The organism is Streptomyces sp. NC-S4 (assembly GCF_054353315.1).
Window position 1 is genome coordinate 4519760 of the sequence record NZ_CM135937.1, and the last position, 26532, is coordinate 4546291.

General features: G+C 73.1%; 24 protein-coding genes. 12 read left to right on the plus strand and 12 right to left on the minus strand.

Annotation, left to right across the window (positions count from 1 at the left end; all coding sequences use genetic code 11):
• Positions 1 to 32: 32 nt before the first annotated feature.
• From ACXNSR_RS20185 to ACXNSR_RS20205, 5 genes are all read right to left on the minus strand, one after another.
• Entirely contained in the window at positions 33 to 2789 is a 2757-nt protein-coding gene (locus ACXNSR_RS20185; protein WP_458643347.1) for an FtsX-like permease family protein, read from the minus strand.
• A 101-nt stretch (positions 2790 to 2890) separates the two neighbouring features.
• Complete coding sequence (locus ACXNSR_RS20190) at positions 2891 to 3637, minus strand: ABC transporter ATP-binding protein (protein ID WP_458636937.1); 747 nt, start codon at positions 3635 to 3637, stop codon at positions 2891 to 2893.
• A 25-nt stretch (positions 3638 to 3662) separates the two neighbouring features.
• Positions 3663 to 4316 (minus strand): PadR family transcriptional regulator, encoded by a 654-nt coding sequence (locus tag ACXNSR_RS20195; protein ID WP_458636938.1) that lies wholly within the window; start codon positions 4314 to 4316, stop codon positions 3663 to 3665.
• Positions 4317 to 4412: 96 nt separating this feature from the next.
• Positions 4413 to 4928 (minus strand): hypothetical protein, encoded by a 516-nt coding sequence (locus tag ACXNSR_RS20200; protein ID WP_458636939.1) that lies wholly within the window; start codon positions 4926 to 4928, stop codon positions 4413 to 4415.
• A 160-nt stretch (positions 4929 to 5088) separates the two neighbouring features.
• Positions 5089 to 6750, minus strand: a complete 1662-nt coding sequence (locus ACXNSR_RS20205) for a protein kinase domain-containing protein (protein ID WP_458636940.1) — start codon at positions 6748 to 6750, stop codon at positions 5089 to 5091.
• Positions 6751 to 6979: 229 nt separating this feature from the next.
• Here ACXNSR_RS20205 and ACXNSR_RS20210 point away from each other — a divergent pair, with 229 nt between their 5' ends.
• The gene (locus ACXNSR_RS20210) at positions 6980 to 8602 is read left to right on the plus strand and encodes a protein kinase domain-containing protein (protein WP_458636941.1); all 1623 of its coding nucleotides are present in this window, start codon (positions 6980 to 6982) and stop codon (positions 8600 to 8602) included.
• 70 nt (positions 8603 to 8672) lie between these two features.
• Here the strand turns inward: ACXNSR_RS20210 and ACXNSR_RS20215 are convergent, their stop codons facing one another.
• Together ACXNSR_RS20215 and ACXNSR_RS20220 are read right to left on the minus strand one after the other, a co-directional pair.
• Complete coding sequence (locus tag ACXNSR_RS20215) at positions 8673 to 9089, minus strand: pyridoxamine 5'-phosphate oxidase family protein (RefSeq protein ID WP_458636942.1); 417 nt, start codon at positions 9087 to 9089, stop codon at positions 8673 to 8675.
• Between the two features lie 139 nt (positions 9090 to 9228).
• Complete coding sequence (locus ACXNSR_RS20220; RefSeq protein ID WP_458636943.1) at positions 9229 to 9891, minus strand: response regulator; 663 nt, start codon at positions 9889 to 9891, stop codon at positions 9229 to 9231.
• Between the two features lie 327 nt (positions 9892 to 10218).
• On the opposite strand from ACXNSR_RS20220, the gene pdhA reads away from it, so the two are divergent.
• From pdhA to ACXNSR_RS20250, 6 genes are all read left to right on the plus strand, one after another.
• The gene (pdhA, locus tag ACXNSR_RS20225) at positions 10219 to 11421 is read left to right on the plus strand and encodes a pyruvate dehydrogenase (acetyl-transferring) E1 component subunit alpha (RefSeq protein ID WP_033214801.1); all 1203 of its coding nucleotides are present in this window, start codon (positions 10219 to 10221) and stop codon (positions 11419 to 11421) included.
• Positions 11421 to 12401 carry an alpha-ketoacid dehydrogenase subunit beta gene (locus tag ACXNSR_RS20230; protein WP_458636944.1) on the plus strand — a complete coding sequence of 327 codons (981 nt, stop codon included), beginning with the start codon at positions 11421 to 11423 and terminating at the stop codon, positions 12399 to 12401. The genes pdhA and ACXNSR_RS20230 overlap by 1 nt, the downstream gene beginning before the upstream one ends.
• Positions 12402 to 12413: 12 nt before the next feature.
• Positions 12414 to 13844: a dihydrolipoamide acetyltransferase family protein gene (locus ACXNSR_RS20235; RefSeq protein ID WP_458636945.1), complete on the plus strand. Its 1431-nt coding sequence runs from the start codon at positions 12414 to 12416 to the stop codon at positions 13842 to 13844.
• A 134-nt stretch (positions 13845 to 13978) separates the two neighbouring features.
• On the plus strand, positions 13979 to 14917 hold the full coding sequence (locus tag ACXNSR_RS20240) for a GNAT family N-acetyltransferase (RefSeq protein WP_458636946.1): 939 nt from the start codon (positions 13979 to 13981) through the stop codon (positions 14915 to 14917).
• A gap of 98 nt (positions 14918 to 15015) precedes the next feature.
• Positions 15016 to 15330: a hypothetical protein gene (locus ACXNSR_RS20245; RefSeq protein WP_458636947.1), complete on the plus strand. Its 315-nt coding sequence runs from the start codon at positions 15016 to 15018 to the stop codon at positions 15328 to 15330.
• A gap of 25 nt (positions 15331 to 15355) precedes the next feature.
• Positions 15356 to 16120 carry a hypothetical protein gene (locus ACXNSR_RS20250; protein ID WP_458636948.1) on the plus strand — a complete coding sequence of 255 codons (765 nt, stop codon included), beginning with the start codon at positions 15356 to 15358 and terminating at the stop codon, positions 16118 to 16120.
• 22 nt (positions 16121 to 16142) lie between these two features.
• Here ACXNSR_RS20250 and ACXNSR_RS20255 read toward each other — a convergent pair whose 3' ends face one another.
• The 3 genes from ACXNSR_RS20255 to ACXNSR_RS20265 form a co-directional block, all read right to left on the minus strand.
• A complete protein-coding gene (locus ACXNSR_RS20255; protein WP_458636949.1) occupies positions 16143 to 16553 on the minus strand; it encodes a PPOX class F420-dependent oxidoreductase in 411 nt (136 codons plus the stop codon).
• A gap of 107 nt (positions 16554 to 16660) precedes the next feature.
• On the minus strand, positions 16661 to 17866 hold the full coding sequence (locus ACXNSR_RS20260) for a DUF1266 domain-containing protein (protein WP_458636950.1): 1206 nt from the start codon (positions 17864 to 17866) through the stop codon (positions 16661 to 16663).
• Between the two features lie 11 nt (positions 17867 to 17877).
• Complete coding sequence (locus ACXNSR_RS20265) at positions 17878 to 18879, minus strand: TetR/AcrR family transcriptional regulator C-terminal domain-containing protein (RefSeq protein WP_458636951.1); 1002 nt, start codon at positions 18877 to 18879, stop codon at positions 17878 to 17880.
• A gap of 166 nt (positions 18880 to 19045) precedes the next feature.
• Between ACXNSR_RS20265 and ACXNSR_RS20270 the strand changes: the two genes are divergently transcribed.
• Positions 19046 to 20155, plus strand: coding sequence for an FAD-dependent monooxygenase (locus ACXNSR_RS20270; protein WP_458636952.1), 1110 nt, complete (start codon positions 19046 to 19048; stop codon positions 20153 to 20155).
• Between the two features lie 18 nt (positions 20156 to 20173).
• Here ACXNSR_RS20270 and ACXNSR_RS20275 read toward each other — a convergent pair whose 3' ends face one another.
• On the minus strand, positions 20174 to 20506 hold the full coding sequence (locus tag ACXNSR_RS20275; RefSeq protein WP_458636953.1) for a hypothetical protein: 333 nt from the start codon (positions 20504 to 20506) through the stop codon (positions 20174 to 20176).
• Positions 20507 to 20742: 236 nt separating this feature from the next.
• On the opposite strand from ACXNSR_RS20275, the gene ACXNSR_RS20280 reads away from it, so the two are divergent.
• Together ACXNSR_RS20280 and ACXNSR_RS20285 are read left to right on the plus strand one after the other, a co-directional pair.
• A complete protein-coding gene (locus tag ACXNSR_RS20280; RefSeq protein WP_458636954.1) occupies positions 20743 to 22638 on the plus strand; it encodes a C1 family peptidase in 1896 nt (631 codons plus the stop codon).
• A 15-nt stretch (positions 22639 to 22653) separates the two neighbouring features.
• A complete protein-coding gene (locus ACXNSR_RS20285) occupies positions 22654 to 22986 on the plus strand; it encodes a protease inhibitor I42 family protein (protein ID WP_458636955.1) in 333 nt (110 codons plus the stop codon).
• Here ACXNSR_RS20285 and ACXNSR_RS20290 read toward each other — a convergent pair.
• On the minus strand, positions 22970 to 24151 hold the full coding sequence (locus ACXNSR_RS20290; RefSeq protein ID WP_458636956.1) for a DUF418 domain-containing protein: 1182 nt from the start codon (positions 24149 to 24151) through the stop codon (positions 22970 to 22972). The genes ACXNSR_RS20285 and ACXNSR_RS20290 overlap by 17 nt on opposite strands.
• 197 nt (positions 24152 to 24348) lie before the next feature.
• Between ACXNSR_RS20290 and ACXNSR_RS20295 the strand changes: the two genes are divergently transcribed.
• Both ACXNSR_RS20295 and ACXNSR_RS20300 read left to right on the plus strand, forming a co-directional pair.
• Positions 24349 to 24999 (plus strand): GntR family transcriptional regulator, encoded by a 651-nt coding sequence (locus ACXNSR_RS20295; RefSeq protein ID WP_458636957.1) that lies wholly within the window; start codon positions 24349 to 24351, stop codon positions 24997 to 24999.
• A gap of 32 nt (positions 25000 to 25031) precedes the next feature.
• Positions 25032 to 26513, plus strand: coding sequence for an MFS transporter (locus tag ACXNSR_RS20300; RefSeq protein WP_458643348.1), 1482 nt, complete (start codon positions 25032 to 25034; stop codon positions 26511 to 26513).
• Positions 26514 to 26532 lie beyond the last annotated feature (19 nt).

Consider the following 26532-nt stretch of genomic DNA (forward strand, 5'->3'; position numbering starts at 1 on the left):
CCCTGTACGGGGGCACCAAGCCCGGGATGGGCCTAACCCGCGGCCCGGCGGGCCAGCGCGCCGCTGGAGCGGGTGACCAGGGCGGCCAGCAGGGCCGCGCCCAGCGGAACCACGACGACCAGCCCGCCGAGGGTCTCCCACGGCACGGAGATCGGCACGAACGGCACCGCTTCCGTCATCGCGGAGAAGCCCTGCTCGATCGACTCCCGGTAGAGCGCGTCCGCTTCCCGCTGCTCCGTCAGGCGCAGGCCGACGGCGGGCAGGATCCCGGCCGCCGAGCCCAGGACGACGCCCATCAGGGCGACCACCCCGCACTGGAAGCCGCTCAGCGTCCGCCGCACCCGCGGTGCGGCGCCCACCGCGGCCAGCGTCTTCAGGTCGGCCTCGGCGTCGGCCTGGGCCAGCCCGGTGGCGATGCCGGCCGCGCCGATGGTGACGAGTCCCGCGAAGACGGCGAGGGCGAGCATGGCCAGGCTGTCGTCGCCCTGGTAGCCCGCTTCGATGCGCAGGCGGGCCTCGACGCCCATCCGGTCGATCTCCCCGTCCATGCGCTGGCGCTGCTCGCTGGTCGCCGTCCCGTCGAGGCCGAAGTACGAGCCCAGGGGCGCGGTGGCCAGCCCGGCGGCCTTGGCCGCCGCGGGCGGCAGGATCAGCTCGACGCCCCAGCTCCGGGCCGTGTCGGGCGCCAGGTGGACGGGCAGGACCTTGTCCTCGCCGGGCGTCTCGTCGTAGCGCCCGCGCATGACGTCGTCCTCGCCCTGCTGGGTGATGATCCGCAGGGTGAGCTTGCCGTCCTTGACCTGGCGCTTGTCGAAGGAGACGGCCCGGCCGGCCTTGAGGGCGGCCACGGAGCCCGGGTCGGTGACGGCGAGCACGCCCAGCACCTTCTCGTCGCCGACGAGGACGGAATGCTGCGTGCCGTACGGGGACTCCTGGCAGCGCCAGTCCTGGCGCAGTTCCTTGCGCTTCGCCTCGGAGAAGGCCTCGCTGCCCTTGACGTCCTCGTAGAGCGGGCAGCGCTGGTCCTTGGGCGTGATGACCTCGGCGCGGCCGCAGCCGGGGTCCGGGGAGAACGACTCGCAGCCCGGCTTGCCGACGACCAGCCGGTCGACGTCCGCCCGCTGGGCCAGCGGCAGTTCCCGCGCGAGGGCCTCGCGCAGCGCGGGCACCTCCTTGTACGCGCTGTTCTCGGTGGACTCCAGCAGCCCCGTTCCGTGCGGCAGCTCGGCCCGGTACTCGTGGCGCATCTGGGTGTCGTAGCTCTGCTGGTACGTCGCCACGGCGACGGTTCCGGCGACGGCGGCCAGCACGGCGGCCACGGCCGGGGCCGTACGCCCGCGGTTGCGCACGGCGTCGCGCAGCGCGAGCCGCGGCGACAGCGGCAGCCACCGCCCGAGCCGGCCGAACAGGCCGACCAGGACCGGGGTGAGGGCGACGATGCCGAGTTCGGCGAGGGCGCTGCCGCCCGCCACGACGGTGCTGCCCAGGTCCGAGGTGGTGCCGTAGAGGGCGATCGCGACACCCGCGGCGACGGCGATCAGGCCGATGACGGGCAGCACCCGGTTGGCGCGGCGGACGCCGCGGCGGCCGGTGAGCGAGGCCAGCACGGTCTGCCGGGAGGCGGTGACGGCCGGGACGATCGCGGCCAGCAGGCCGGTGACCACGGCGAGCAGGGCGATGCCGGCCAGCTCCAGCGGGCGGAAGTCGAAGCCGCCGAAGCGGTTGCCGAGCGCCTCCTCCAGCACCGGCCGCAGCACGACGGTGAGCAGGACGCCGACGACCGTACCGATGACGGCGGCGACGGCACCGAGGACCAGGCCGCCGGAGAGCACGATGGAGCGGATGTGGCGCCGGTCGCCGCCGTTGGCGCCGACCAGGCCCAGCTGGCGGCGCGAGCGGCGGGCGCCGACCGCGAAGGCCGGTCCGGCGAGCAGGCAGATCTCCAGCATGGCCAGGCCCACGACGGTGGCCACGATGGCCGTCCGGACCGTGTTGCTGCCGTCCCGCTCGGACTTCGCCTTCGGCTCGTCCTTGTAGAGCTGGATCTCGGAGTCGGCGGGCGGGTCGAGGACGACGGCACGGGAGACGACGATCAGGCCCTTGGTGTTGGCCGCCTTGACCGCGTCCCAGGTGACACCCGCGCCGCCGACCTTGACCAGGTAGTGGTCGTCGGCGTTCACCGTGCGCCCGCCGGACGCCGTCAGCGCCTTGTTCAGCGGGGCGATCAGCGTCCCGGGCGGGGCGATGATCTCGGGGCGTCCGAGTTCGTCCGGCAGCTCGTAGGCGCCGACGATCTTGTACGGGGAGGTCGCGCCGCGCGGGGTGACCGAGGAGCCGACGAAGAGGCCGGACTCCTTCAGGAAGGCCCGGGTGGCGATGACGTCGCCCGGACCCTCGGGCAGCCGGCCGCGGTCGAGCGTGATCATGCCCTTCATCAGCGGGCTGCGCGTGTCGAGTTCGCGCAGCTGGGTGTCGAGCAGCCCGTGCGTGGTGCGGACCTTCGCGTAGCCGCTGCTGTCCTTGAGGACCTGGGTCCCGGGCGGGAGCAGGGTCTCCACCGCCTCCGGCTTCTCCCGCGGGTACTTGGTGGGGTCGTAGTCGTTGTAGCCGCCGACGGGCGCGGACCTCGTGCCGTCGGGGCTCTGGTGGATGGGCCCGGACAGGTGCGAGTGGCTCACACGGGCGTCGGCGGTGCCGATCAGCCGGGTGAGGGTCTGCTCGGGGGAGAGCTCGGCGCTGCGCAGCGTGAGGTCGGCGGCGCTCACTCCGACGATCGGCAGGGCGAGCATCGCGAGGACGAGGGAGCTGCGGCCCTTGGCGCGCCAGGCGTCGCGGCGGGCTATGCGCAGGGCCGCGATCCAGGAGTGGTACCAGCCTCGGAGAGGAGCGGTCACTGGCCGGCCGCCTGCCCGGAGAGGAGGGAGTCGGCGTGGCTGCGCAGGGTCTCGTCGACCACGGTTCCGTCGCGCAGGAAGACCACGCGGTCGGCCCAGGCGGCGAACCGCGGCTCGTGCGTGACGAGGATCCCGGCGGCGCCCGCGTCGCAGCGGGCGCGCAGCAGGGCCAGGACGGACTCCCCGGTCTCCGAGTCCAGGGCCCCGGTCGGCTCGTCGGCGAGGACCAGCCGGCGGTCGCCCACGAGGGCGCGGGCGATGGCCACGCGCTGCTGCTGGCCGCCGGACATCTCGTCGGGGAAGCGGTTGGCGAGCTGGCCCAGGCCCATCTCCTCCAGCGCGGTGAGCGCGGAGGCGCGGGCCTTGCGGGCGGACGTCCCGTCGAGTTCCAGGGGCAGTGCCACGTTCTCGGCGGCGGTGAGGGCCGGTATCAGGTTGTAGTCCTGGAAGACGTAGCCGATGCTGCGGCGGCGCAGGGCGGCCAGCTGCTTGCGGCTCGCCGTGGTGATGTCGGTGCCCTCGACGATCACCCGCCCGCTGCTCGGGGTGTCGAGGCCGCCCGCGAGGGTGAGCAGCGTGGACTTGCCGGAGCCGGAGGGGCCCATCACGGCGACGAGTTCGCCGGGGAAGACGGAGAGGTCGATCCCGCGCAGCGCGTGCACCTCGGTGGCGCCGCTGCCGTGCGTGCGGACGAGCCGGTCCAACTGCAGTACGGGTTTCTGGGGCTGGGGCTGGTCAGGCATGGAGTGTCCCCCCTGGAACGGTGGTTCAGCCACGGCGGGTACGAGAGGTACGGGGCGGGGTGGCGGTGGTCGGTGCCGGGGTCTCGGCTGCGGCGGCCTGGGGCGGTTCGGGTTCCGCGGCTCTCCGGTCGGCCGGCAGGGAGAGCCGGACGAGCCGGGCTTCGCAGTGGTCGAGCCAGCGGGCCTCGGCCTCGGTCTGGAAGATCAGCTGGTCCAGGACGAGCAGCCAGGCCACGTCGTCCCGTTCGCGGGACCGGCCGCCCTCGACCGCGGCGAGCGCCGTGGCCTTGAGCCGGGTGTAGTCCTGCATCGCCTTGATCGTGGCGTGCCGCTGGGACTGGATGACGGCTCGGATGTCCACGCCGGGGGCGCCCACGGCCATGGCGAGCTTGATGGACAGCTCGTCGCGGGGCGGGTTGGCCCGGTCGACGGGGCGCCCGTACCACTGGAGCAGCTCGGTGCGTCCGGCGTCGGTGATGGCGTAGAGGGTGTGGCCGGCGGCGTCCTCGCCGTCGGGGACGACGAGGCCGTCCCGTTCGAGGCGGGCCAGGGTCGTGTACACCTGCCCGACGTTGAGCGGCCAGGTGGAGCCGGTGCGGGATTCGAACTCGGTGCGCAGCTGGGAGCCGTACCGAGGACCCCGTTCCAGCAGGGCGAGTAGCCCGTGACGGATCGACATACTCGGTATGTATACCGAGTATGTTCACGCTCGGCAACCATCCTGAGATGTACGTCGTACGGGGGACATCCGCCCGGAGGGGGTGGTCGAGGTCGCTCAGATCCCCCGGCGCAGGCGCACCCCGAGGTAGCCGAGACCGAGGCCCATCAGGGCGAATCCGGTACCGAGCGGCAGTATGTGCGCGGCCAGGTCCGCGGCCCGGTCGTTGGGCGCGGTGCCGAGGGTGGTGACCACCGACGACGGCGGGCTCGGGGCGGCGACGGCCGAGGTCGGCCGGGGCGCCCACGGCGCCCGCGGGGTCTGGGGCGCCCGCGGCGACGGCGCTGGTGGCGGGGTGGGCTCGGCGCGCGGGGGGCGCACCGGCAGCGGCCGGGAGGCCACCGTCAGCTCCGGGTCGGCGGGCTCGCCGGCCGGCCGTCCGGGGTGTTCGCGCCCGACTCCGGCGGCGCTGCCGGCCAGTTCCCGGTACGGGTCGTCGGGCGAGGCGGGAGCGGCGAACTGCGGGGCGGGGGCGAGGAAGGGGCCGGCGTACGCGGAAGCGGTGGGCGCGAGCGCGGCGGCGGCGAGGGCCGCGCAGGCCAGCCAGTGCGGCGGGCGGAAGCTTTGGATCACGGGGAGCCCCTCCCGTCCCGAGCCACGAGCTGCTCGCTGCGCGTCAGAGATATGCGCCCAGATTTACATAATGGGGCAAAACCGGCATCCCGGACGCCCCATGGGGGTGCCCGGGATGCCGGTGTGTCGGATTGCGAGGCCCGCCCCGCCGCCCGGCGCGCTATTCGGGGTTGCCGGTCGACACGGTCAGCGTGTACTCCGTGCCTTCCTTGTCGATCTTCTCGCCGGCGGCCGGGGTCTGGAACAGCACCGTGTCCTTGCCGTACACGGCCTCGTCCTTGTAATCGATCTTGTACTTGCCGCCCGAGGCCTGGATGCACTCCTTCACGGAGAGCAGGTTCTTGTACTTGAGGTCCGGCGCCGAGTACTTGCCGGCCTCGCTGTAGTGCTTCACCGGCTCCGTGCACTTCTTCTTGTCGATCGTGCGCGTCAGGTCGGGCCCCTTATACCCGGCCTTCGCGGAGGCCGGCGCGGACGCGGAGCTCCCCGGGTCCGCCGTGGTGCCCCCCTTGTCCTTGTCGTCCCCGTCCATCGAGATCGCCGCGATCAGACCGCCCACCGCCAGCAGGGCCACCGCGATCGCCCCGATGACCACCGGCCTGTTCCGCTTGCCGTCACCGGACGCCGCGGGCGGCGCCGACGCCGGGGAGATCGTGTACGGCGGCGGGGTCTGCGGCGCGTACTGCTGCTGCGGCGGGGGCGTGTGCGGGTACGCGTAGCCGCCCTGCGCGTGCTGCTGCGGGGCGGGCGTCGGCGCGTACGGGGCCGGCGTCGGGGTGTGCGGTGCCTGGTACGGCTGCTGCACCGACTGCGGGGGCGCCTGGTACCCGGACTCCACCGGCGGGAACACGGCCGAGGCCACGCCCGCGCCGCTGCTCAGGGGCCCGTGGCCCTGGACGATGACCGGTGCCCCGGTCTGCCCGGAGCCCAGCACCCGCGCGACCTCGTCGCCCATGGCCGCGGCCGTGGGGAAACGCTCGTTCGGGTTCTTCTTCAGGGCCCGTGCCACCAGCGCGTCCATCGCCGGGGTCAGCGACCGGTTGACGGAGGACGGGGCGACCGGCTCCTCCTGCACGTGGGCGTAGGCGATGGCCAGCGGCGAGTCCGCGTCGAACGGGATCCGCCCGGTCAGCAGCTGGAACAGCATGATGCCGACCGAGTAGAGGTCGGAACGGGCGTCGACCCCGCGCCCCAGCGCCTGTTCGGGCGAGAGGTACTGGGGGGTGCCGACGACCATGCCGGTCTGCGTCATCGAGGTGACCCCCGACTGCATGGCGCGGGCGATGCCGAAGTCCATCACCTTGACCACGCCGCGCTTGTTCACCATGACGTTGCCGGGCTTGATGTCGCGGTGGACGAGCCCCATCTCGTGGCTGGTCTCCAGGGCGGCCAGCACGTCGGCCGTCACCTTCAGCGCCTTGTCCGCGGGCATGGCCCCGTACTGCCGGATGTCCTCCTCCAGCACCGAGCCGAGCGGCTTGCCCTCCACGTACTCCATGACGATGTACGGCATCACCGCGCCGTCGCCCGCGGCGGAGCCGGCGAACGTCACTTCGCCTTCGCCGGTGTCGAACACCGAGACGATGTTCGTGTGCGACAGTTTCGCTACAGCCTGGGCCTCGCGGCGGAACCGTTCGCGGAAGGACTGCTCGCGGCCGAGGTCGCTGTGCAGCGTCTTGATGGCGACCTGCCGGTCGAGGGCAGAGTCGTACGCCAGGTACACGGAGGCCATGCCGCCCGCACCCAGCAAGTCCCTTAGCTGGTAACGGCCACCGGCCAGAGAGCCGCCCGCGTACTGGCCCTGAGTGCCGTCCTGGCTCATGACTGTTGCTTCCCCTCGGGATGTGTCCCCACGCCGCTGGCCGGGCGCATCTGGCGCCCAGTCTGCCCGAGGGCAAGCACACGTCAAGCCGGGTACCCGTTCCGTGACCACATGGGCACAGGCGGCTTTGTCCGAACGGTGACCGGTGCGGAGGCTGTAGCGTTCACCGGAGCACCGACGAAGAGGACGACCGCTGAGCGGCGGCCGAGAGATACGACGGCGAGGACTGATGGCACCCGAACCCGATGGAAACGGCGCCGGGATGACCGATGGTCCTGAGCACTGGGGCGCCGGCGGCCTGGTGGGCGACGGCCGTTACCGGATGACGCACCGGCTGGGCCGCGGCGGCATGGCCGAGGTGTTCGCGGCCGAGGACGTCCGGCTGGGCCGGACCGTCGCCGTGAAGCTGCTGCGCGCCGACCTCGCCGAGGACCCGGTGTCCAAGGCCCGCTTCACGCGCGAGGCGCAGTCCGTCGCCGGACTCAACCACCACGCCGTCGTCGCCGTGTACGACTCGGGCGAGGACAAGGTCGGCCCGAACACCGTCCCGTACATCGTCATGGAGCTCGTCGAGGGCCGCACCATCCGCGACCTCCTGCTCAGCGCCGAGGCCCCGGGCCCCGAGCAGGCGCTCATCATCACCTCGGGCGTGCTCGAAGCCCTCGCGTACTCGCACCAGCACGGCATCGTGCACCGCGACATCAAGCCCGCGAACGTCATCATCACCGAGACCGGCGCGGTCAAGGTGATGGACTTCGGCATCGCCCGCGCCCTGCACGGCGCCCAGTCGACGATGACCCAGACCGGCATGGTCATGGGCACCCCGCAGTACCTGTCGCCCGAGCAGGCGCTCGGCAAGGCCGTCGACCACCGCTCCGACCTGTACGCGACCGGCTGCCTGCTCTACGAACTGCTCGCGCTGCGTCCCCCGTTCACCGGCGAGACCCCGCTGTCGGTGGTCTACCAGCACGTCCAGGACGCGCCGGTGCCGCCTTCGCAGCTGCCGGAGGGGCGTCATCTCCCGCAGGAGCTCGACGGTCTGGTCATGCGCTCCCTCGCCAAGGACCCGGACGACCGGTTCCAGAGCGCCGAGGAGATGCGCGGGCTGGTCCAGTACGCGCTCCAGATGCTGCACGACCAGGGGCCGAACACCGGCACCTGGAGCACCGGCCCGGTCACCATGGCCCTGCCGCACGGCCGGGGCGGCGCCTCCGCCACCACGGCCATGCCCCTGCCCGGGAACGGCGGCCAGCCGCAGTACGGGGCGCACGCCTCGACCTCGCAGTTCCAGCAGCCGATGGTGCCCTCGCTGAACCCGGACGACGGCTCGGCCTTCCCCGGGGTCCACGGCCCGGCCGGCAACGGCGGATACGACGGGTACGACGGCTACGACGACCGCGGTGGCGGCGGCAGCCGCTGGAAGGGGTGGCTGTTCGCGGTCCTCGCGATCGTCGCGGTCATGGGCGGTGTGGCCTACGCCGTCAACAGCGTGGGCAAGACCGACAACAAGAAGCCGGAGACGACCCAGAGCACCCCGGGCGACCAGCCGAGCAAGTCCCCTTCCCCGAACCTCACCCAGGCGCCGCAGACCCAGGACAACACCCCGTCCAACAACGACAATTCGCCCCTGCCGACCCGCACCCGGTCGCAGACCTTCAGCCCGACGCCGACGGCCACCGCGACGCACTCGCCGACGGGTACGGCCTCGCCGACCGCCTCCTCGACGGCGAAGCCCTCGTCGACGCCGTCGACGAAGCCCTCGACGACGCCGTCGACGAAGCCCACGGAGACGAGCGGCGGTGGCGCCGGCGGTCCCGCCGGAGGCGGTGGCGGCACCAGCCCGGAGGAGTAGGACCGCATACGCGGACGGGCCCGGCGAATTGATTCCGCCGGGCCCGTTCCCGTATCCGCGTGAGCGCGGGTCAGAGAGCGTGCTGGTACTGCCGGTCCGGATTCCGGGCGAGTGAGTGCACGGTGACGAACTGGGGTTCGATCCGCATGTAGACGGGGTCGAACGCCTGGCCGTCGATGAAATGCGGAACCGGACCAAAGAGCTCCAGCTCGGCGTTGGTGGGTTCGACGGCCTGCGCCGTTCCGGTGAACTGCACCGACCAGAGCTCGGGGTCGGGCGAATTGGAATTATCGGCCCCGTAGGCCACCACACTGCCGTTGCAGGCCTGGTGGTAGGCGAAACCGGAATGCATTCTCAGGAGCACCCCGCCGTCCACCACGATGTGCCGGGCGACCGCGAGGAAGGGCAGCGCGCGCATGCTGGTGGCCACGCGGCCGTACGGCACCCGGCGCAGCAGTTCGACGGCGTGGAGCTCCTCGGGGGACATGACGTCCACTCTCGGCCACCGGCACCCGGCGGGGGAAGAGCAGCCCGCCCCGGGGACCGGGGACGTTGGTCCCGAATGGCACACCGGGTCCCGGGGAAACCCGTACCGTCACGGGGCGCCACCGTACGGCGGGCCGGGGTCAGCGCCGTTCGGCCTGCAGGCGGGCCACGTAGGCCGCGGCCTGGGAGCGGCGCTCCATGCCCAGCTTGGAGAGCAGGCTGGAGACGTAGTTCTTGATGGTCTTCTCGGCCAGGTGCAGCCGCTCGCCGATGGCGCGGTTGGTCAGCCCCTCGCCGATCAGGTCGAGGATCTTCCGCTCCTGCTCGGTGAGGTGGGCGAGGCGGTCGTCGCCCCGGCCGTTCCTGCCGCCGTCCCGCAGCCGCTCCAGCACGCGGGCGGTGGCGACCGGATCCAGCAGCGACCTGCCGGCGGCGACGTCGCGCACGGCGCTCAGCAGCTCATTGCCGCGGATCGCCTTGAGCACGTAACCGGAGGCGCCGGCCATGATCGCGTCGAACAGCGCCTCGTCGTCCGCGAAGGAGGTCAGCATCAGGCATTTGACGTCCTCGTCCTGGGAGCGCACCTCGCGGCAGACCTCCACACCGCTGCCGTCCGGGAGCCGGACGTCGAGGACGGCCACGTCGGGACGGGTGGCGGGAATGCGGACCAGTGCGTCGGAGGCCGTGCCCGCCTCGCCGACGATCTCGATGTCCTCTTCGACCGACAAGAGCTCGTGGACGCCCCGACGCACCACTTCGTGGTCGTCCAGGAGGAATACCTTGATTTTTCCGTCTTCGCGCACGAAGTCAGTTTCACACACTCACCCCTTCCCTGCCGGAGTTACCCGGGATAACGTGCCGTTGTTCCCGGCCCCTGCAAGGCTGTGACCAGTGGTTGTTCCCGTTGCTACGTTTTTACTAGGAAATCCAAGCAAAAACGCAGGTCAAACGGGGTTTCGCAGTTATGCGGCGCACTGGGTAACGTGCATTGCGCAGGGCACTCGCCGGGACACCTGTCACGCCTGAATCCCCGTACGCGAGGCGCACCCACCCCGTGCGCTCGTTACGGATACAGGTGAGCCGCACTGGACCCCGGAGAACCCGGGTGCCGGACCGACGGAGGAGCACACGTGACCGTGGAGAGCACTGCCGCGCGCAAGCCGCGACGCAGCAGCGGCACCAAGCGGGCGGCAGGCGCGGCGAACGCCGCCGCCAAGCCCGCCGCTGCCACCGCGCAGACGCAGGACGCCGTACCTCAGCTCGTACAGCTGCTGACGCCCGAAGGGGACCGCGTCGACAACGCGGAGAACGCCGAGTTCGCCCCCTTCGTCGCCGACATCACCACCGAGGACCTGCGCGGGCTGTACCGCGACATGGTCATGACCCGTCGGTTCGACGGTGAGGCGACCGCCCTGCAGCGTCAGGGCGAGCTGGGCCTGTGGGCCTCGCTGCTGGGCCAGGAGGCCGCGCAGATCGGCTCCGGCCGGGCGCTGAACGACGAGGACTACGTCTTCCCGACGTACCGCGAGCACGGCGTGGCCTGGTGCCGCGGGGTCGACCCGACCAACCTGCTCGGCATGTTCCGCGGCGTGAACCACGGCGGCTGGGACCCGAACACCAACAACTTCCACCTCTACACGATCGTCATCGGCTCGCAGACGCTGCACGCGACCGGTTACGCGATGGGTGTGGCCAAGGACGGCGCGGACTCCGCGGTCATCGCCTACTTCGGTGACGGTGCGTCCAGCCAGGGTGACGTCGCGGAGGCGTTCACCTTCTCCGCCGTCTACAACTCCCCCGTGGTGTTCTTCTGCCAGAACAACCAGTGGGCGATCTCCGAGCCCACCGAGCGCCAGATGCGCGTGCCGCTCTACCAGCGCGCGCAGGGCTTCGGCTTCCCGGGCGTGCGCGTCGACGGCAACGACGTGCTGGCCTGTCTGGCCGTGACCCGCTGGGCCCTGGACCGGGCCCGCCGGGGCGAGGGCCCGACCCTGGTCGAGGCGTTCACCTACCGCATGGGCGCGCACACCACCTCCGACGACCCGACGAAGTACCGTCGGGACGAGGAGACGGCGGCCTGGGAGGCCAAGGACCCGATCCTGCGCCTGAAGGCCCACCTGCTGGCCACCGGGGGCGCCGACGAGGCGTTCTTCACGGAGCTGGAGGCGGAGAGCGAGGCCATGGGCAAGCGCGTGCGCGAGGCCGTGCGCGCCATGCCCGACCCGGACACCATGGCGATCTTCGAGAACGTCTACGCGGACGGGCACGCGCTCGTCGACGAGGAGCGCGCCCAGTTCGCCGCCTACCTCGCGTCCTTCGAGGAGGGTCACTGATGGCTGTCGAGAAGATGTCGATCGCTAAGGCGCTCAACGAGTCGCTGCGCAAGGCCCTGGAGCAGGACCCCAAGGTCCTGATCATGGGTGAGGACGTCGGCAAGCTGGGCGGTGTCTTCCGGATCACCGACGGCCTGCAGAAGGACTTCGGCGAGGAGCGGGTCATCGACACCCCGCTCGCCGAGTCGGGCATCGTCGGCACCGCCATCGGCCTGGCCCTGCGCGGGTACCGGCCGGTCGTCGAGATCCAGTTCGACGGTTTCGTCTTCCCCGCGTACGACCAGATCGTCACGCAGCTCGCGAAGATGCACGCGCGCGCCCTGGGCAAGGTCAAGATGCCCGTCGTCGTGCGCATCCCGTACGGCGGCGCCATCGGCGCGGTCGAGCACCACTCGGAGTCCCCGGAGACGCTGTTCGCGCACGTCCCGGGCCTGAAGGTGGTCTCCCCGTCGAACGCCACCGACGCCTACTGGATGCTCCAGCAGGCGATCCTCAGCGACGACCCGGTGATCTTCTTCGAGCCGAAGCGCCGCTACTGGGACAAGGGCGAGGTCGACACCGAGGCCATCCCCGGCGAGCTGCACAAGTCGCGCGTGGTGCGCGAGGGCGCCGACCTCACCCTGGCCGCCTACGGCCCGATGGTGAAGGTCTGCCTGGAGGCCGCGGCCGCGGCCGCCGAGGAGGGCAAGTCGGTGGAGGTCCTCGACCTGCGCTCGATGTCCCCGGTCGACTTCGACGGGATCCAGGCCTCGGTCGAGAAGACCCGCCGGCTCGTGATCGTCCACGAGGCGCCGGTGTTCCTCGGCGTGGGCTCCGAGATCGCCGCCCGCATCACGGAGCGGTGCTTCTACCACCTGGAGGCGCCGGTCCTGCGCGTGGGCGGTTTCCACGCCCCGTACCCGCCGGCCCGCCTGGAGGACGAGTACCTGCCCGGCCTGGACCGGGTGCTCGACGCCGTCGACCGCTCGCTGGCGTACTAGGAGACCCGCGTCATGACCATCCGCGAATTCAAGATGCCCGACGTGGGCGAGGGCCTCACCGAGGCCGAGATCCTCAAGTGGTACGTCCAGCCCGGCGACACGGTCACCGACGGCCAGGTCGTCTGCGAGGTCGAGACGGCCAAGGCCGCCGTGGAGCTGCCGATCCCGTTCGACGGTGTCGTGCACGCGCTCCTCTTCGAGGAGGGCACCACGGTCGACGTCGGCCAGGTGATCATCTCGGTGCAGACGGGCGAGGCGGAGGCCCCCGCCCCTGCCGCCGCCGCGGTGGAAGCGGCCCCGGCCGCCGCCGAGGAGGCCGCCCCGGCCGCCCGCCAGCCCGTCCTGGTCGGCTACGGAGTCTCCGAGTCCTCCACCAAGCGCCGTCCGCGCAAGACCGCCCCGGCGCCCGCCGTGGCCGCGCAGAACGGCACGGCGGCCCCGGCGGCCGCCCCCGCGGCGCCGGCCGCCCCGGCACCGCTGCCCGCGGTCCCGGCGCAGCCGGGCGGCGAGCGGCCGCTGGCCAAGCCGCCGGTGCGCAAGCTCGCCAAGGACCTCGGCATCGACCTGGCCTCGGTGGTCCCCACCGGTGACGGCGGGGTCGTGACCCGGGAGGACGTGCACGCTGCGGCCGCCGCGGCGATCACCCCGCAGGCCGCCGTGCCCGCGGCTGCTCCGGCCGCAGCTCCGGCTCCCGTGGCCGCGCCCGTCGCGGTGGCCGCGGCCCCCGTGGCCGACGCCTCGGCGCGGGAGACCCGTATCCCGGTCAAGGGCGTCCGCAAGGTCACCGCGCAGGCCATGGTCGGCTCGGCCTTCACCGCGCCGCACGTCACCGAGTTCATCACCTTCGACGTGACGCGCACGATGAAGCTGGTGCAGGAGCTCAAGGCCGACCCGGACCTCGCGGGGCTGCGGATCAACCCGCTGCTGCTCATCGCCAAGGCCGTGCTGGTGGCCATCCGCCGCAACCCGGACGTCAACGCGTCCTGGGACGAGGCGGCCCAGGAGATCGTGCTCAAGCACTACGTCAACCTGGGCATCGCGGCGGCCACCCCGCGCGGGCTGATCGTCCCGAACATCAAGGACGCGCACGCCAAGACCCTCGGCGAGCTGTCGGAGTCGCTGTCCTCGCTGGTCGCCACGGCCCGCGACGGCAAGACCTCCCCGGCGGACATGCAGAACGGCACCATCACCATCACCAACGTCGGCGTCTTCGGCGTCGACACCGGTACGCCGATCCTGAACCCGGGCGAGTCCGCGATCCTCGCGGTCGGCGCGATCAAGCTCCAGCCGTGGGTCCACAAGGGCAAGGTGAAGCCCCGCCACGTCACCACCCTGGCGCTGTCGTTCGACCACCGTCTCATCGACGGCGAGCTCGGCTCCCGCTTCCTGGCCGACATCGCGGCGGTCCTGGAACACCCCCGCCGCCTGATCACCTGGTCGTAGCGGCACGCACGACGCCCCACCCGATGGCCGGTCTCCCCCGCGGAGACCGGCCATCGGCCGTGGCGGGCCCGGCGGGCCCCGGCCGCGGGGGAAACCCCCTGGCCGGGTGGCGGACCCCGTGTGATCATCACCGGATGATCTTCCGTGCCGCCACCGCGGCTCCCGCAGACCTCGACCGCGCCGTGGCCCACCCGGCCGACGGCCCGGTCGCCGCCCTGACCGCCGAGCGGATCCGTGAGGAGCTCGCGGAGAACCGGATCCGGCCCGAGTGGATCTGGTTCGCCGAGGACGAGGACGGCGAGATCCTGGCCCGCGCGCTGTGGTGGGGGCGCGCCGACAGCGAGCGGCCCGTCGCGCTCGACTGCCTCCAGGTCCGGGCCTGCGCGGCCGACCCGGCCGGGGTCGCCGCCGGGCTGCTGGAGGCCGGGCACGCCGCCTTCGGCAAGCGGCCGGGCTACAACCTGTCGCTGCCCCGCGACTGGCGGGCGCGGCCGGAGCTGGCCGCGGCCGTCGCCTGGCGCCAGGAGGCCGCGGCCAGGGCCGGGCTGACGCGTGAGATCGAGCGCCTGCGCTACGAGTGGACCCCGGACGCGGGGACGGCCGAGCCCACCGGCCGGCTCGTCTTCCGCGAGGGCACCGACGAGGAGATGCTGGACACGTTCGTCCGGCTCTCCCGCGGCAGCCTCGACCTGGCCACCCTGCACGAACTGGAGCTGATGGACGCCGAGCAGCTGGCCCGCGAGGACTTCGACTTCTACCTCGACTGCCCCGGCGAGCGCTCCTGGTGGCGCCTGGCCCACCTCCCGGACGGCCGCCTCGCGGGCCTGGCCGTCCCGTCGGCGACCCCGTACCACCGCAACGTCGGCTACCTGGGCGTCGTACCGGAGCAGCGCGGCCAGGGCCTGATCGACGAGATCCTGGGCGAGATCACCCGCTTCCACGCGGCCGAGGGCGCCCAGCGCATCACCGCGACCACGGACACCGTCAACACCCCGATGGCCGCCGCCTTCGACCGGGCCGGCTACGAGGTCACCGAGATCCGGCTGGTACTGGAGGAACCGTCCGGGGCCTGAAGGGCGTCGCCATCCCCCGCGAGCCCGGCCCCGACCGGCCGGGCTACACCTCCGAGCAGTCCTACGACCCCGGCCGGAGGCGGGTCTTCGCGGCCCCGGTGCCCGCGGAGCCGCGGGCGCTCGGCGACGACGTCCGGGTGGCCGACCGGCCGGTGCGGCTCGCGCTGCGCAGCTCCCGGACCTCGTTGCTCGACACGCTCTGCCGCCGGCAGACCCTGCGCGCGCTGGCGTACGTGCACCTGCTGGCCGCCCGCAGGGGTGACGAGCAGACGGCGGCCGACCCAAGGGCCGTTCCCGGCCCGGAGGCGGTCGGCGATCCGGGCCTGCCCGAGCTGCCGGCGAGGCTGGAGAAGGCTGCCGCCGGCCTCCCGCCGGACCTCCCCGTGAACGTGTCCGGCCGACCCGGGAGGTAACCTCCGCCCGGGGAAGGGGGCGCGGGTGTCCATCGCCGAATTGCAGGTGTACTCCGTCGAGGAGGCCGACGTCACGGGCGGCGTGTGCGTGGTCCGCTGCGTCGGCGGGGTGGCGCGGGCCGGGCAGGTCTACGCCGTCGGGGAGTCCAGGATCGGCCTGCGCCGCATCGAGCGCCACGGGCGGGCCGTCGCCTCCTTCGACGCCGGGCACATCGCGAAGGTCCACCTGGCCGGCGCCATGGTCGCGCTGCTCACCCGGGGGCAGGTGCTGACCTCGGTGCCGCCCGACGGGCACTCGCTGGAGGAGCTGGAGGCCTGGCTGGCCACCGAGCCGCCGCTGGGGGACGAACCGCACCCGCGGACCCTGCGCGTCCTGGCCGGGGTGCGGATGCGGGACGAGCGGCTCCCGGACGGGATCCGGCTGCGCTGGGGCCGGGTCGCGCTGGCCGCCGCCCACCGCTGCGCGCGGGCCGAGGGCGGGCCCGGTCTGCTCCGGGCGCCCGAACTGGCCTCCGTACAGGTCTACCTGATCCAGCAGTTCGGCCCGGACGAGGGCGGTGACCCGGCCGTCCTGTGCCGGGAGCTGCTGGCGCTGATGGACCTGACCCCGGAGCAGGCCGCGGCCCAGGGCCGGGTCTGGCGGGACCTCCCGTACCACCGGATCCGGCACCTGCGCCGGATCAAGAGCCTGATCCCGTGGCTGGTGCTCGTACGCCCCCACCTCGCGGACGCCGACCCCTCGGCGCGGGCGGTCGACGCCTGGGCCGCGGTCCGGCCCGGCCTTCCCTAGGCCGGACCGCACACCGTCGGTGCTACCGGGCCGCGTTGCCGAGGACCTTGGTCGGGGTGATGCGGACGACCACCCGGACGTCCTCGGCCGGGGCCTCGGCGTACTCCTTGCCGGCGCCCGGGCCCATGTACTCCTCGGCGATCCGGACGGCCACCGCCCGGCCGATGTCCTCGGTGACGGTGGCCGTGCCCCGGATCTCGGCGTAGAGGAAGGGATTGGCCAGGTCGAAGACGGTGATGCCGACCCGCCCGTCCCGGACGATGTTGCGTTCCTTGCGGCGGCCCTGCTCGGTGGAGACCAGCAGGTCGCCGCCGTCGCGGGTCACCCAGATCACCGAACTCTGCGGACTTCCGTCGGGGTTGATGGTCGACAGGACGGCGGGGTGCGGTGCGTCGAGCAGCCCTCGCACGGTCTCGTTCAGCTCAACAGTCATGGCGGCGAGGCTAGTCGGGGAGCCGGTGGCCCGCCGCCGGATTCCGGCCGCGGCCGCCGACTACCCGAGGTCGGGACACCGTGAAGACGCCACGGCCGAGACTCCCCCTAGTTCCAGGGGATGTTGAGCCAGGGACTGGCCGGGTCGGTCGTCAGCGCGAGGTGGGCGGCGAGGGCGGTCGTGTACCAGGTGCCGAATTCCTCCTCGTCGAAGTGCAGGCACCGGCCCAGGACGTACCCGGCGGAGAACTCCGCCCACGAGCGGTACGTGTCGCGCGCCGCCTCCCCGGCACGCAGGACGGCCTTCTCGGCCTCGGCGACGGTCCCGTAGCGGCAGCCGACGCCCCAGCGGGCCATCTGCGAGGCCCGGCCGATGTCCCAGCCCTCCACGGAGCGGACCCAGCCGTCCTCGGGGAGCAGTCCGTCGGCCCGGAAGCGCTGCTCGTAGCGGGTGATGCGGCCGATGAGGCGTTTGACCCCGGCTATCTCCCCCTCGACCTCGGCGGCCGGCCGCGGCCGGGCGACGGTGACCCCGTCGGGGGTGAGCTGCGGCTCGGCGGCGCGTTCGGCGCTGCGGCGCAGGTTCGCCTCGGCGGCGTGCCGCCAGTGCTCGATGTCCACCGGTCCGGCGAAGTCGGAGGCGAGGGCGCGGCGGACGCGGAGCGCGTACTCCCAGACGGGGCTGACCATCCCGCGGTCCAGCAGCGTCTCCAGGGTGGAGAGCCAGTCGGGCCGGTCGGTGATGCTCCAGCTCTTCGCGACGCGGCGGCGCTCGTACTGGTAGCCGCTGCCGTGGTAGGCGAGGGAGTTCCAGAACTCGCCGTTCGTCACGGCGAGATGGCCGCCGACGGCGAGGCCGTGGGCGACGGGCCCGTGCAGCGGGCCGCCGGTGAACAGGGCGTGGACCCTGCCCTCGGGCAGGCCGTAGTGCGGGGCGGCCTCCGCGTGGGCGCGCCAGCGGGCCAGGTCGGCGGGGGTGGTGGTGAGGTAGGCCTCGGAGGGGGAGCCCGGGTTGACGGCGAGGAAGGCGGGGTCGTCGGCGGCCCAGACCTTGGCGAACCAGCGCAGGCTGCGCGACTCGTAGACCGTCTCGGGGGTGGGGGCGGGCAGCATGCCGGCGGTGTGGACGACGAGCATCCGGTCGGGGGTGGCGTGGAAGAACACCGAGTCGGGGTGCTCGTCGGACCGCGCGCGGGACTGCGCCACGTACAGCGGCGTACGGGCCAGTACGTCGAAGTACGCGGCCCAGTCGCCGGCGGTCTTGGCCTCGTACAGCTCTCTCTCGATGGCGCTCGGCGCGATCCAGGTCCCCATACGGCCCGAGCCTATACGGGCCCCGGCCGGGGCCCGAGGCAGCGGCCTCGGCCTTCGACGAGGGGGGTCAGACCGTCCAGGAGGGCTCCCAGGCCGAGGTCGAACAGCGCGTCGAGCCGCAGGTCGTAGCCGTCCTCGAAGGATCCGACCACCTTGGTGAAGGTGGGGAAGCGGCCGGAGTCCATCAGCTCCTGGAGGACGGGGGCGCGGCTGTCCATCCACTGGTCCTCCGACTGGCCCGTTGCCGCCTCGGCGTCGGCCTCCAGCTCCAGGTGGACCGCCAGCCCGTGCACGTGGCTGTAGAGCAGGAGGTGGACGTCGAAGAGGGTGGTCGGGTCGAGCCCGTGGCCGTCCAGGGCGCTCAGCATCCACTCGCCGTGGACCAGCAGGTTGGGCAGCAGCAACGGGCGGGTGAGCGAGCCGACCCGGGCCAGCCACGGGTGCTTGCGGTACAGCCGCCACAGGGTCCGGCCGCCCACTTCGAGGCGAGCCCGCCAGTCCTCGGGGGCGCCGGCACCGGCATCGGCGGGGTGGGCCTCGCCGAACGCGGCGTCGGCCATGAGCAGGACCAGGTCCTCCTTGCTCGGCACGTACCGGTAGGTGGACATCGCCGCGACGCCGAGCCGGGCCGCGACACCGCGCATGGAGAGCGCGGCGAGCCCTTCGGCGTCGGCGATCTCGATGGCGGCGCGGACGATCCGGTCGAGGGTCAGCTCCGGTTCGGCGTCCGGGGCGGGCGAGGGGCGCCTGCGGGCCGGGGCGGCGGCGGGGGCCGGGGTGTTCCCGGCGACGACCGTGCCGATCCGGGGGCGGGCCTCGACCAGGCCCTCCAGGCGCAGGGTGGTCAGCGCCTTGGTGGCGGTGGCGAGCGCGACGCCCCAGTGCGCGGCGATCTGCCGGGTGGAGGGGACCCGGTCCCCGGGGGCCAGCTCCCCGTCCGCGATGCGCCGCCGGATCGCGGCGACGATGCGCAGGTAGGGCGGATCGCCCGCTGTGCCTGTGGTCTGCGTCACGTTCTGCCGCCTTCCTGTCCTGTACTAGTGCAGAGGGTAGCAGCGACGACGTGCTCCTGAGCCGATCTGAGCTAGTGCAGATGCATTGTTTTGCCTGTTGAGAGGCCTGTGTGTACGTCGTACATTCAGTGTGCGTACAGCGTACAAACCACTGAAGGAGCTTCTCATGCGGACCGTACTCATCTCCGGCGGCGGCATCGCGGGTCCCGTCCTCGCCCACCTCCTGCACCGCCACGGCTTCGCGCCCACCGTCGTCGAACGCGCCCCGGGCGTGCGCGGCGGCGGGCAGGCCGTGGACATCCGCGGCGCCGCGCTCGACGTCGTGGAGCGGGTGGGGCTGCTGGAGCGGGCGCGCCGCGCGCGCACCCGGATGCGCGGCATGTCGATCCTCGGCCCCGACGGCAGCGAGGTCGGCCGCTCCACCGAGGCGACCTTGAGCAGCGGCCGGCTCGACGGCGAGGACATCGAGGTGCTGCGCGAGGACCTGGTGCGGATGGTCCACGAGCACACCCGCGCGGACGTCGAGTACCTCTTCGGCGACACCGTCACCGCTCTGCAGGAGGACGAGCGCGGAGTGCGGGTGGAGTTCGCGCACGAGGCGCCGCGCACCTTCGACCTCGTCGTCGGGGCGGACGGCCTGCACTCCACCGTACGGCGCCTGGCCTTCGGCCCCGAAGAGGACTACGCCCACCACCTGGGCAGCTACCTCTCGGTGTTCGGCGCGGACAACTTCCTCGGCCTGGAGGACTGGCAGATGTGGCTGCGGGACGGGGACATGGGCTTCGGCATCATGCCCGTGCGCGACAACACCGAACTGCGCATCGCCTTCGGCTTCGAGTCCGCCCCCCTCGCCCCGGAACTGCGCACCGGCGAAGCCCTGCGGCGCACCGTCGCCGACCGGCTGGAGACCGTCCGGTGGGAAGGCGCCCGCCTGGCCGGGGCGGCCCGCAAGGCGCCCGACTTCTACTGCGACGCCATGGCCCAGATCCGCATGGACCAGTGGTCGCGGGGCCGGGTCGCCCTGCTCGGGGACGCCGGCTACTGCCCCTCCCCCCTCTCGGGACAGGGCACCAGCCTGGCCCTGGTCGGCGCCCACGTGCTGGCCGACTCCCTGGCCCAGGCACCCGGCGACCACCTCGCCGCGTACGCCCGCTACGAGGAGCGGATGCGGCCCTTCGTCGACCTCAACCAGGCGCTGGCGACCGAGAACCCGGGCGGCCCCGCGTCCGAGGAATCGATGGAGCGCGCCAAGAACGCCATCTCCCTGGACGGCTGACGCGGCCGCAGCTCGGCTTCACTCCGGCCGGACCGTGAACGGCTCCACGGGCCCCTGCCGTGTGCCGCCGCCGCTGTTGTCCGTGTCGTCGGCTTCCCGGCCGAACCGGCCCGCTAGCTGCATCGCCGCGAAGACGGTGATCACGACCGTGACCAGGACGACGACTTGGTTGCGCCGGCCCTGCAGGCGCTTGCGTTCGGCGGGCGCGATGCCGCTCTTGTCCAGCACGTTGCGCCAGGGCTTGGTGAGGCGCCAGAGGAACGTGAGGGCGATTGCGGCGACGAGGATGGTTCCGGTGGCCTGCCCTGCGGCGAAGCTCTGGGAGGTGGCGTCAACGGATAAGTCGATCATGAACCGTATCGTATGGATGATCGACTCGTCTGCTGGTCGCGATCGGGCATCCTCCCGTCGGCCGGCGAGCCCGGCGAGCCCGGCGAGGGCGCGGATCCGGCCCCGTCCGCCGGACGGTGTGGGACGGCACGCCCCCTTGTGCCACCGCGCGACCGTGCGGACCCCCTTGACGCCCCCGGGCGCCGGGGAGACGCTCCCGGGTCTTGGATCCGAACGGTTGCAGCTGGGGGGCCGCTATGCCGGAGGAGTCTGTCCAGACGGCGGGGGAGCTGCGTGCGCAGCTCGTCGCGCAGGGGGCGCGCTGGTCGGTGCTGGAGCACCTCGCCGACGAGGAGCCCGTGCCGCGGCCTTCGCTCGGCCTTGAGCCCGGGGCGAATCTGACCACCGCCGAGGAAGCGGGGGTGATCGACCTGCCGGGAATCATCGGGCACGCGAGCGGCAATCCGCATCTGACCCGGCGCCGTGCCGCCCACGGGCTGCTGCCCGGGGTCCGGGGGCCGGCCGCCCCGGCCCGGCCCGCCGCCGTGGACTGGCGCAGCCGCTGGGGCTGGCCGTGGATCACCAAGGTGAAGGACCAGAACCCGTGCGGTTCCTGCTGGGCCTTCGGCGCCGCCGGCCTGGTGGAGTCCATGGCCCGCATCGAGCACGACGTATGGGCGGAGCGTTCCGAGGGGGACGTCCACGACGGCCTGCGCTTCACCTGCGGCCAGGGCAGCAATCCGGAGACCGCCCTCGACTGGATCAAGGCGAACGGCGGGCTCGCCGACCCGGACTGCTGGCCGTACAGCACCCCGCCCGCGGGACTGCCGGCCGCCCGCCGCGACGCCTGGCGCGCCGAGTACACGCCCAGCTGGGACCGGTCCGGCCGGACCGTCCGGATCACCGACTACGTCCGGCTCGGCGACGTGGAGCAGCAGAAGGTCTGGCTGGACACGGTCGGCCCACTGACCGCCTGCTTCGACGTCTACGACGACTTCTTCGGCCTCGGCTCCGGCGTGTACCACCGTACGAGCGACCATCTCGCGGGCGGCCACTGCGTGTTGGTCGTCGGCTACGACGACGCGGCCGGCTGCTGGCTGTTCAAGAACTCCTGGGGGACGGGCTACCACGTCGGCGGCTACGGCCGGATCGCCTACGGCGAGGTCAGCATCGACCACTGGGCCAAGTGCGGCCTGCGCGGCACCAACCCCGACCCGTGGACCAAGCGCCGCCTGCACACCGGCAACGTCTACGAGAGCGGCAACGGCCGCGCCCACCGCAACTTCGAGCTGCTCGCCACCGCCCCCGGCGACCGCCTCCAGCACTGGTGGCGCGAGGGCGACTCCCCGTTCGCCTGGGCCCGCGCGGGCACCTTCGCCACCGACGCCTCCGGTCAGCCCGCCTTCACCGGCACCACCTACAACCGCAACATGGAGTCCCTGCACGTGACCACCGGCGGCCGGCTGCGCCACTGGTACTACGAGCAGTCCGTCGGGGCCTGGCGCGACGGCGGGGTCTTCGGGCCGGGCGACGCGGCCGTCGGTTCGACCCCGGCCTTCATCCAGAGCGACTACGGCAAGCCGGGCAACTTCGAGGCGGTCGTCCGGACCGCCGACGGCCGCCTCAACCACTGGTGGCGGATCAACGGCGCCCCCTGGACCTGGAACGACGGGGGCCGCTTCGCCTCCGGCATCGCCCACTACGGGCCCGCCCTCGTCCAGACCCGCGGCCGCCACCTCGACCTCGTCGCCGCCCTCACCGACGGCCGCATGCAGCTGTGGTGGCGCGACGATCCGAACGGCTTCGCCTGGCGGGCCGGGGAGATCTTCGGCAGCGGTACGGCGGCCGTCTCCGCGCCCTGCCTGATCGAGGGGCAGTTCGGGGCCGCCGACGAGGACACCGCCGGGAACTACGAGCTGTGCGTGGCCGTCGCCGGCGGCCGCGTGGAGCACTGGTGGCGCGGCAACGCGGGCGGCTCGGCCTGGCGGCGCAGCGCGGTCTTCGGGCACGACGTCGCCGCCGTCACCGGGATGCTCCAGGGCAGTTTCGGGTTCAACCTGGAAGTCGTCGTCCTGCGCACCGACCGCCGCCTCCAGCACTACTGGCGCGACGGCGCGGGCTGGCACGAGGGGTCGCTGATCGGCCCCGTCTGAGAGGACCGGACGGGCGTGGAGGTACGGAGCGTCGTGCTGGGCCCGGAGGAGTCGTACGAGCTGCGGCTCACCGGGCGGGGCGCGCGCGGGTACGTGTGGACCTGGCAGGTCACCGGGGACGCGGACGCGGTGACGGTGGCGGAGGCCCCAGGGGCCCCGGCCGCCGCCGGGGCGGCCCCGACGCCCGGGGTCCCGGTGGAGCGGACCTACGTGGTCCGGGCCCGCCCCCCGGGCGGGGGCCGGGCCCGGATCCGCTTCGCGCAGGTCCGGCCGCCCTACCCGGACGAGGCGCCCTACGAGGAGTTCGTCCTGGACGTGGAGGTGGCGGCGGTCACCGGCGGGACCTGAGGACCGTGCGCTGCACGGCCTCCAGGGGACCGTGGTCGAAGCGGCGAAGCCACAGCCACGATCCGGCGGCCAGGACCAGGCTCACGCCGGCCCACAGGCCCATCACCCACCAGGGGCCGCTGCCGCCGAACCGTTCGGCGAGGCCCAGCCCGATGCCGTAGCAGAGCAGCATGCACAGCAGGTTCTGGGCGACGTAGCAGGACAGGGCCGTGCGGCCGACGGAGCCGAGCGCGCGGGTCACCGGGGCCGGGACCCACCGCCGGTCGAGGGCGATGCCGATCAGGCCGATGTAGCCGAGGGCGAGCAGCGGCGCGGCGCCGTAGCGGCCCAGGAGGTAGAAGTCGGAGCCGCCGAGGGCGGTCGCGGCGTTCAGCGGCAGCCCGAGGCCCAGGCCCCAGGCGGCCAGCCGGCCGCGGATGCGGCGGCCTCCGTCGGTGGCGGTGAAGGCGCCCGCGCGGTGCAGCCGCACACCGAGCAGGAAGAGGAACACGAGCAGCCCGAAGGAGAAGACCGGCTCGATGCGCAGTGCGAGGAAGTGTTCCAGGCGGAAGACGACCTGGGCCGGATAGCCGCCGTCGGCGTACAGCTCGACGGTGGCCGGGTCCGGGCTCTTCGGGGCGCCGGCGGGCCGGCTCAGCGCGTCGAGGGTCGCCAGCGAGATCAGCGCCAGGTGCAGCGCCCCGGCCGTCCACATCGCCGCCTTGCGCACCCGTTCGGAGCGGGCCAGCAGCCAGGCGACGAGGAGGGCGGTGACGGCGTACCCCATGAGCACGTCCCAGGCGAAGACGAGCACGAAGTGGACGGTGCCCTCGACGAAGAGGAAGGCGGCGCGGCGCGGGTAGCGGCCGGGCCAGGGGTCGCCGCGACGGGCGGCGGAGTCGAACTGGATGGCCAGGCCCACCCCGAACAGGACCGTCAGCAGGGCCAGGAACTTGCCGTCGGCGAGGAAGCGGAAGACGCTCTCGGCGAGGTGGGCGGCGGAGGGGTCCGCGAGCGGGTCCGGCACCTTCATCGAGCCCTGGAACACCCCCCACTCCGAGCCGGGCGAGGTGAAGATCCAGACATTGGTCATGAGGGTGCCGAGGATCGCGGCGCCGCGCAGGACGTCGAGGAGCGGGAGCCGGGCGGTCTTGGGTGCCGCCGGGGCGAGCAGGGTGTCGGCCATGACTTCAGCGTCCCGGCGCGCGGGGCCCCGTACGTCCTGCGGGCGGACGAAGGCGCGGTACATCCTTCGATGCAGCGGGCGGCGAACGAGGTCGGAGAGGACCGGGGGCCGCCTCCTCCCACAGGCCGAGATCCTGCCGGGGTCCACATTCCGGACCGGGCCACGACGTGCACCCCTGTTGTATCTATCCTGTGCGCATGCCCGCCCCCACCGCTGCCGTGACCGCCGCCGACCGCGTCTACCGGCACGTCAAGCACGGGGTGCTCGACCGCCGCTACGAAGGCGGCACCCTGCTGACCGAGGGCGAACTGGCCGCCGCCGTCGGGGTGTCCCGTACGCCCGTCCGCGAGGCGCTGCTGCGGCTGGAGACCGAGGGGCTGCTGAAGCTGTACCCGAAGAAGGGCGCCCTGGTCCTCCAGGTCTCCGCGCAGGAGATCACCGATGTCCTCGAAACCCGGCTGCTGGTCGAGGAGTTCACCGTACGCAGGGCGGTACCGGCCCCACCGGGCCTGCTGGACCGGCTCGCCGCCCTGCTCGACGAACAGCGCCGGCACGCCGGTACCGGCGACCTCGCCGCGATGATGGCCGCCGACCGCGGCTTCCACGCCGAGATCGTGCGCAGCGCCGGGAACCAGATCCTGTGCCGGCTCTACGACCAACTCCGCGACCGGCAGCTGCGGATGGGCGTGGCCCTGCTGCACGCCCACCCCGAACGGCTGGACCGCACCCTCGCCGAGCACGCGGAGATCCTGGACGCGCTGCGCGCCGGGGACGCGGACACGGCGGCCGCGGCGGTCCGCGGACACATCGGCCGGGTCGAGGCCCTGGTCCGGGGACCGGGCCGGTGAGCGGACCGGCGAACTCCCCGGTGAACGGCGCGGTGAGCGGACCGGCGAACGCCCGCCCCGCCGGCGGCGGCCTGCCCGCCGACCCGCCGGGCGGCCGCAGGGCCGTCGCCGTGTGGGGCATCGGCGTCGCCGTCTACTTCGTGGCGGTGATCTTCCGTACCAGCCTGGGCGTGGCCGGCCTGGACGCCGCCGACCGCTTCCACGTGAACGCCTCGGCGCTGGCCACCTTCTCCCTCCTCCAGCTGCTGGTCTACGCGGGCATGCAGATACCGGTGGGCCTGATGGTCGACCGGCTCGGCACCAAGAAGGTGCTGACCCTGGGCGCGGTGCTGTTCACCGCCGGCCAGCTCGGCTTCGCGCTGTCGCCCTCGTACGAAATGGCGCTCGCCGCGCGGGCGCTGCTGGGCTGCGGCGACGCGATGACCTTCATCTCGGTACTGCGGCTCGGCACCCGCTGGTTCCCGGCCCGGCGCGGGCCGCTGATGGCCCAGCTGGCCGGGCTGGTCGGCATGGCGGGCAACCTCGTCTCCACCCTCGTCCTCGCCCCGGTCCTGCACGGGGTCGGCTGGACCGCCGCCTTCGCGGGCAGCGCGGTGGCGGGGCTGGTGGTCCTGGTGCCGCTGACGCTGTTCCTGCGGGACCACCCGGAGGGGTACGGACCCGCGCCGCGCGCCGCCGGGGCTCCGGGAGCTCCGGCGGCGCGCGGGGGCTTCGTACGCCGCCAGATCCGCGAGTCCTGGGCCGAACCGGGCACCCGGCTCGGCCTGTGGGTGCACTTCACCACGCAGTTCCCCGCGATGGTCTTCCTGCTGCTGTGGGGCATGCCCTTCCTGGTCGAGGCGCAGGGGCTCTCGCGGACCACCGCGGGCGGGCTGCTGACGCTGGTCGTCGCCTCGAACATGGTGCTCGGCCTCGTCTACGGCCAGATCGTCGGCCGCCGCCAGTCCGCGCGGATCCCGCTCGCCCTGGGCACGGTCGGCCTCACCGCCCTGCTGTGGGCCTCGGTCCTCGTGTACCCGGGCGACCGGGCGCCGATGTGGCTGCTGGTCGCCCTGTGCCTGGTGCTCGGCAGCTGCGGACCGGCGTCGATGATCGGCTTCGACTTCGCCCGCCCGGCCAACCCGGCGGAGCGCCAGGGCACCGCCTCCGGCATCACCAACATGGGCGGCTTCATCGCGTCCATGACCACCCTGCTGGCGGTCGGCATCCTGCTGGACGCCACCGGCGACAACTATCGCGTCGCCTTCTCGACGGTCTTCGTCCTCGAAGCGCTGGGCGTGACCAGCATCCTGCGCCTGCGCCCCCGCGCCCTGGCCCGTGAGGCCGCCCGGGGCCGCGTCACCGTCCCCGCGCAGCCACCGGGCCAGGCACCGGGCCAGGCACCGGGCCAGGCACCGGGCCAGGCACCGGGCCAGGCACCGGGCCAGGCTTCGGACCAGGAACAGCAGCAGGAACCGGAGCCGGTGTCCCGTGCGTGTCCCCTCCCGGAAACAGCGGGGCGCGAGGCGCCGTAGGTCCGCCGCCCCTCCGGGA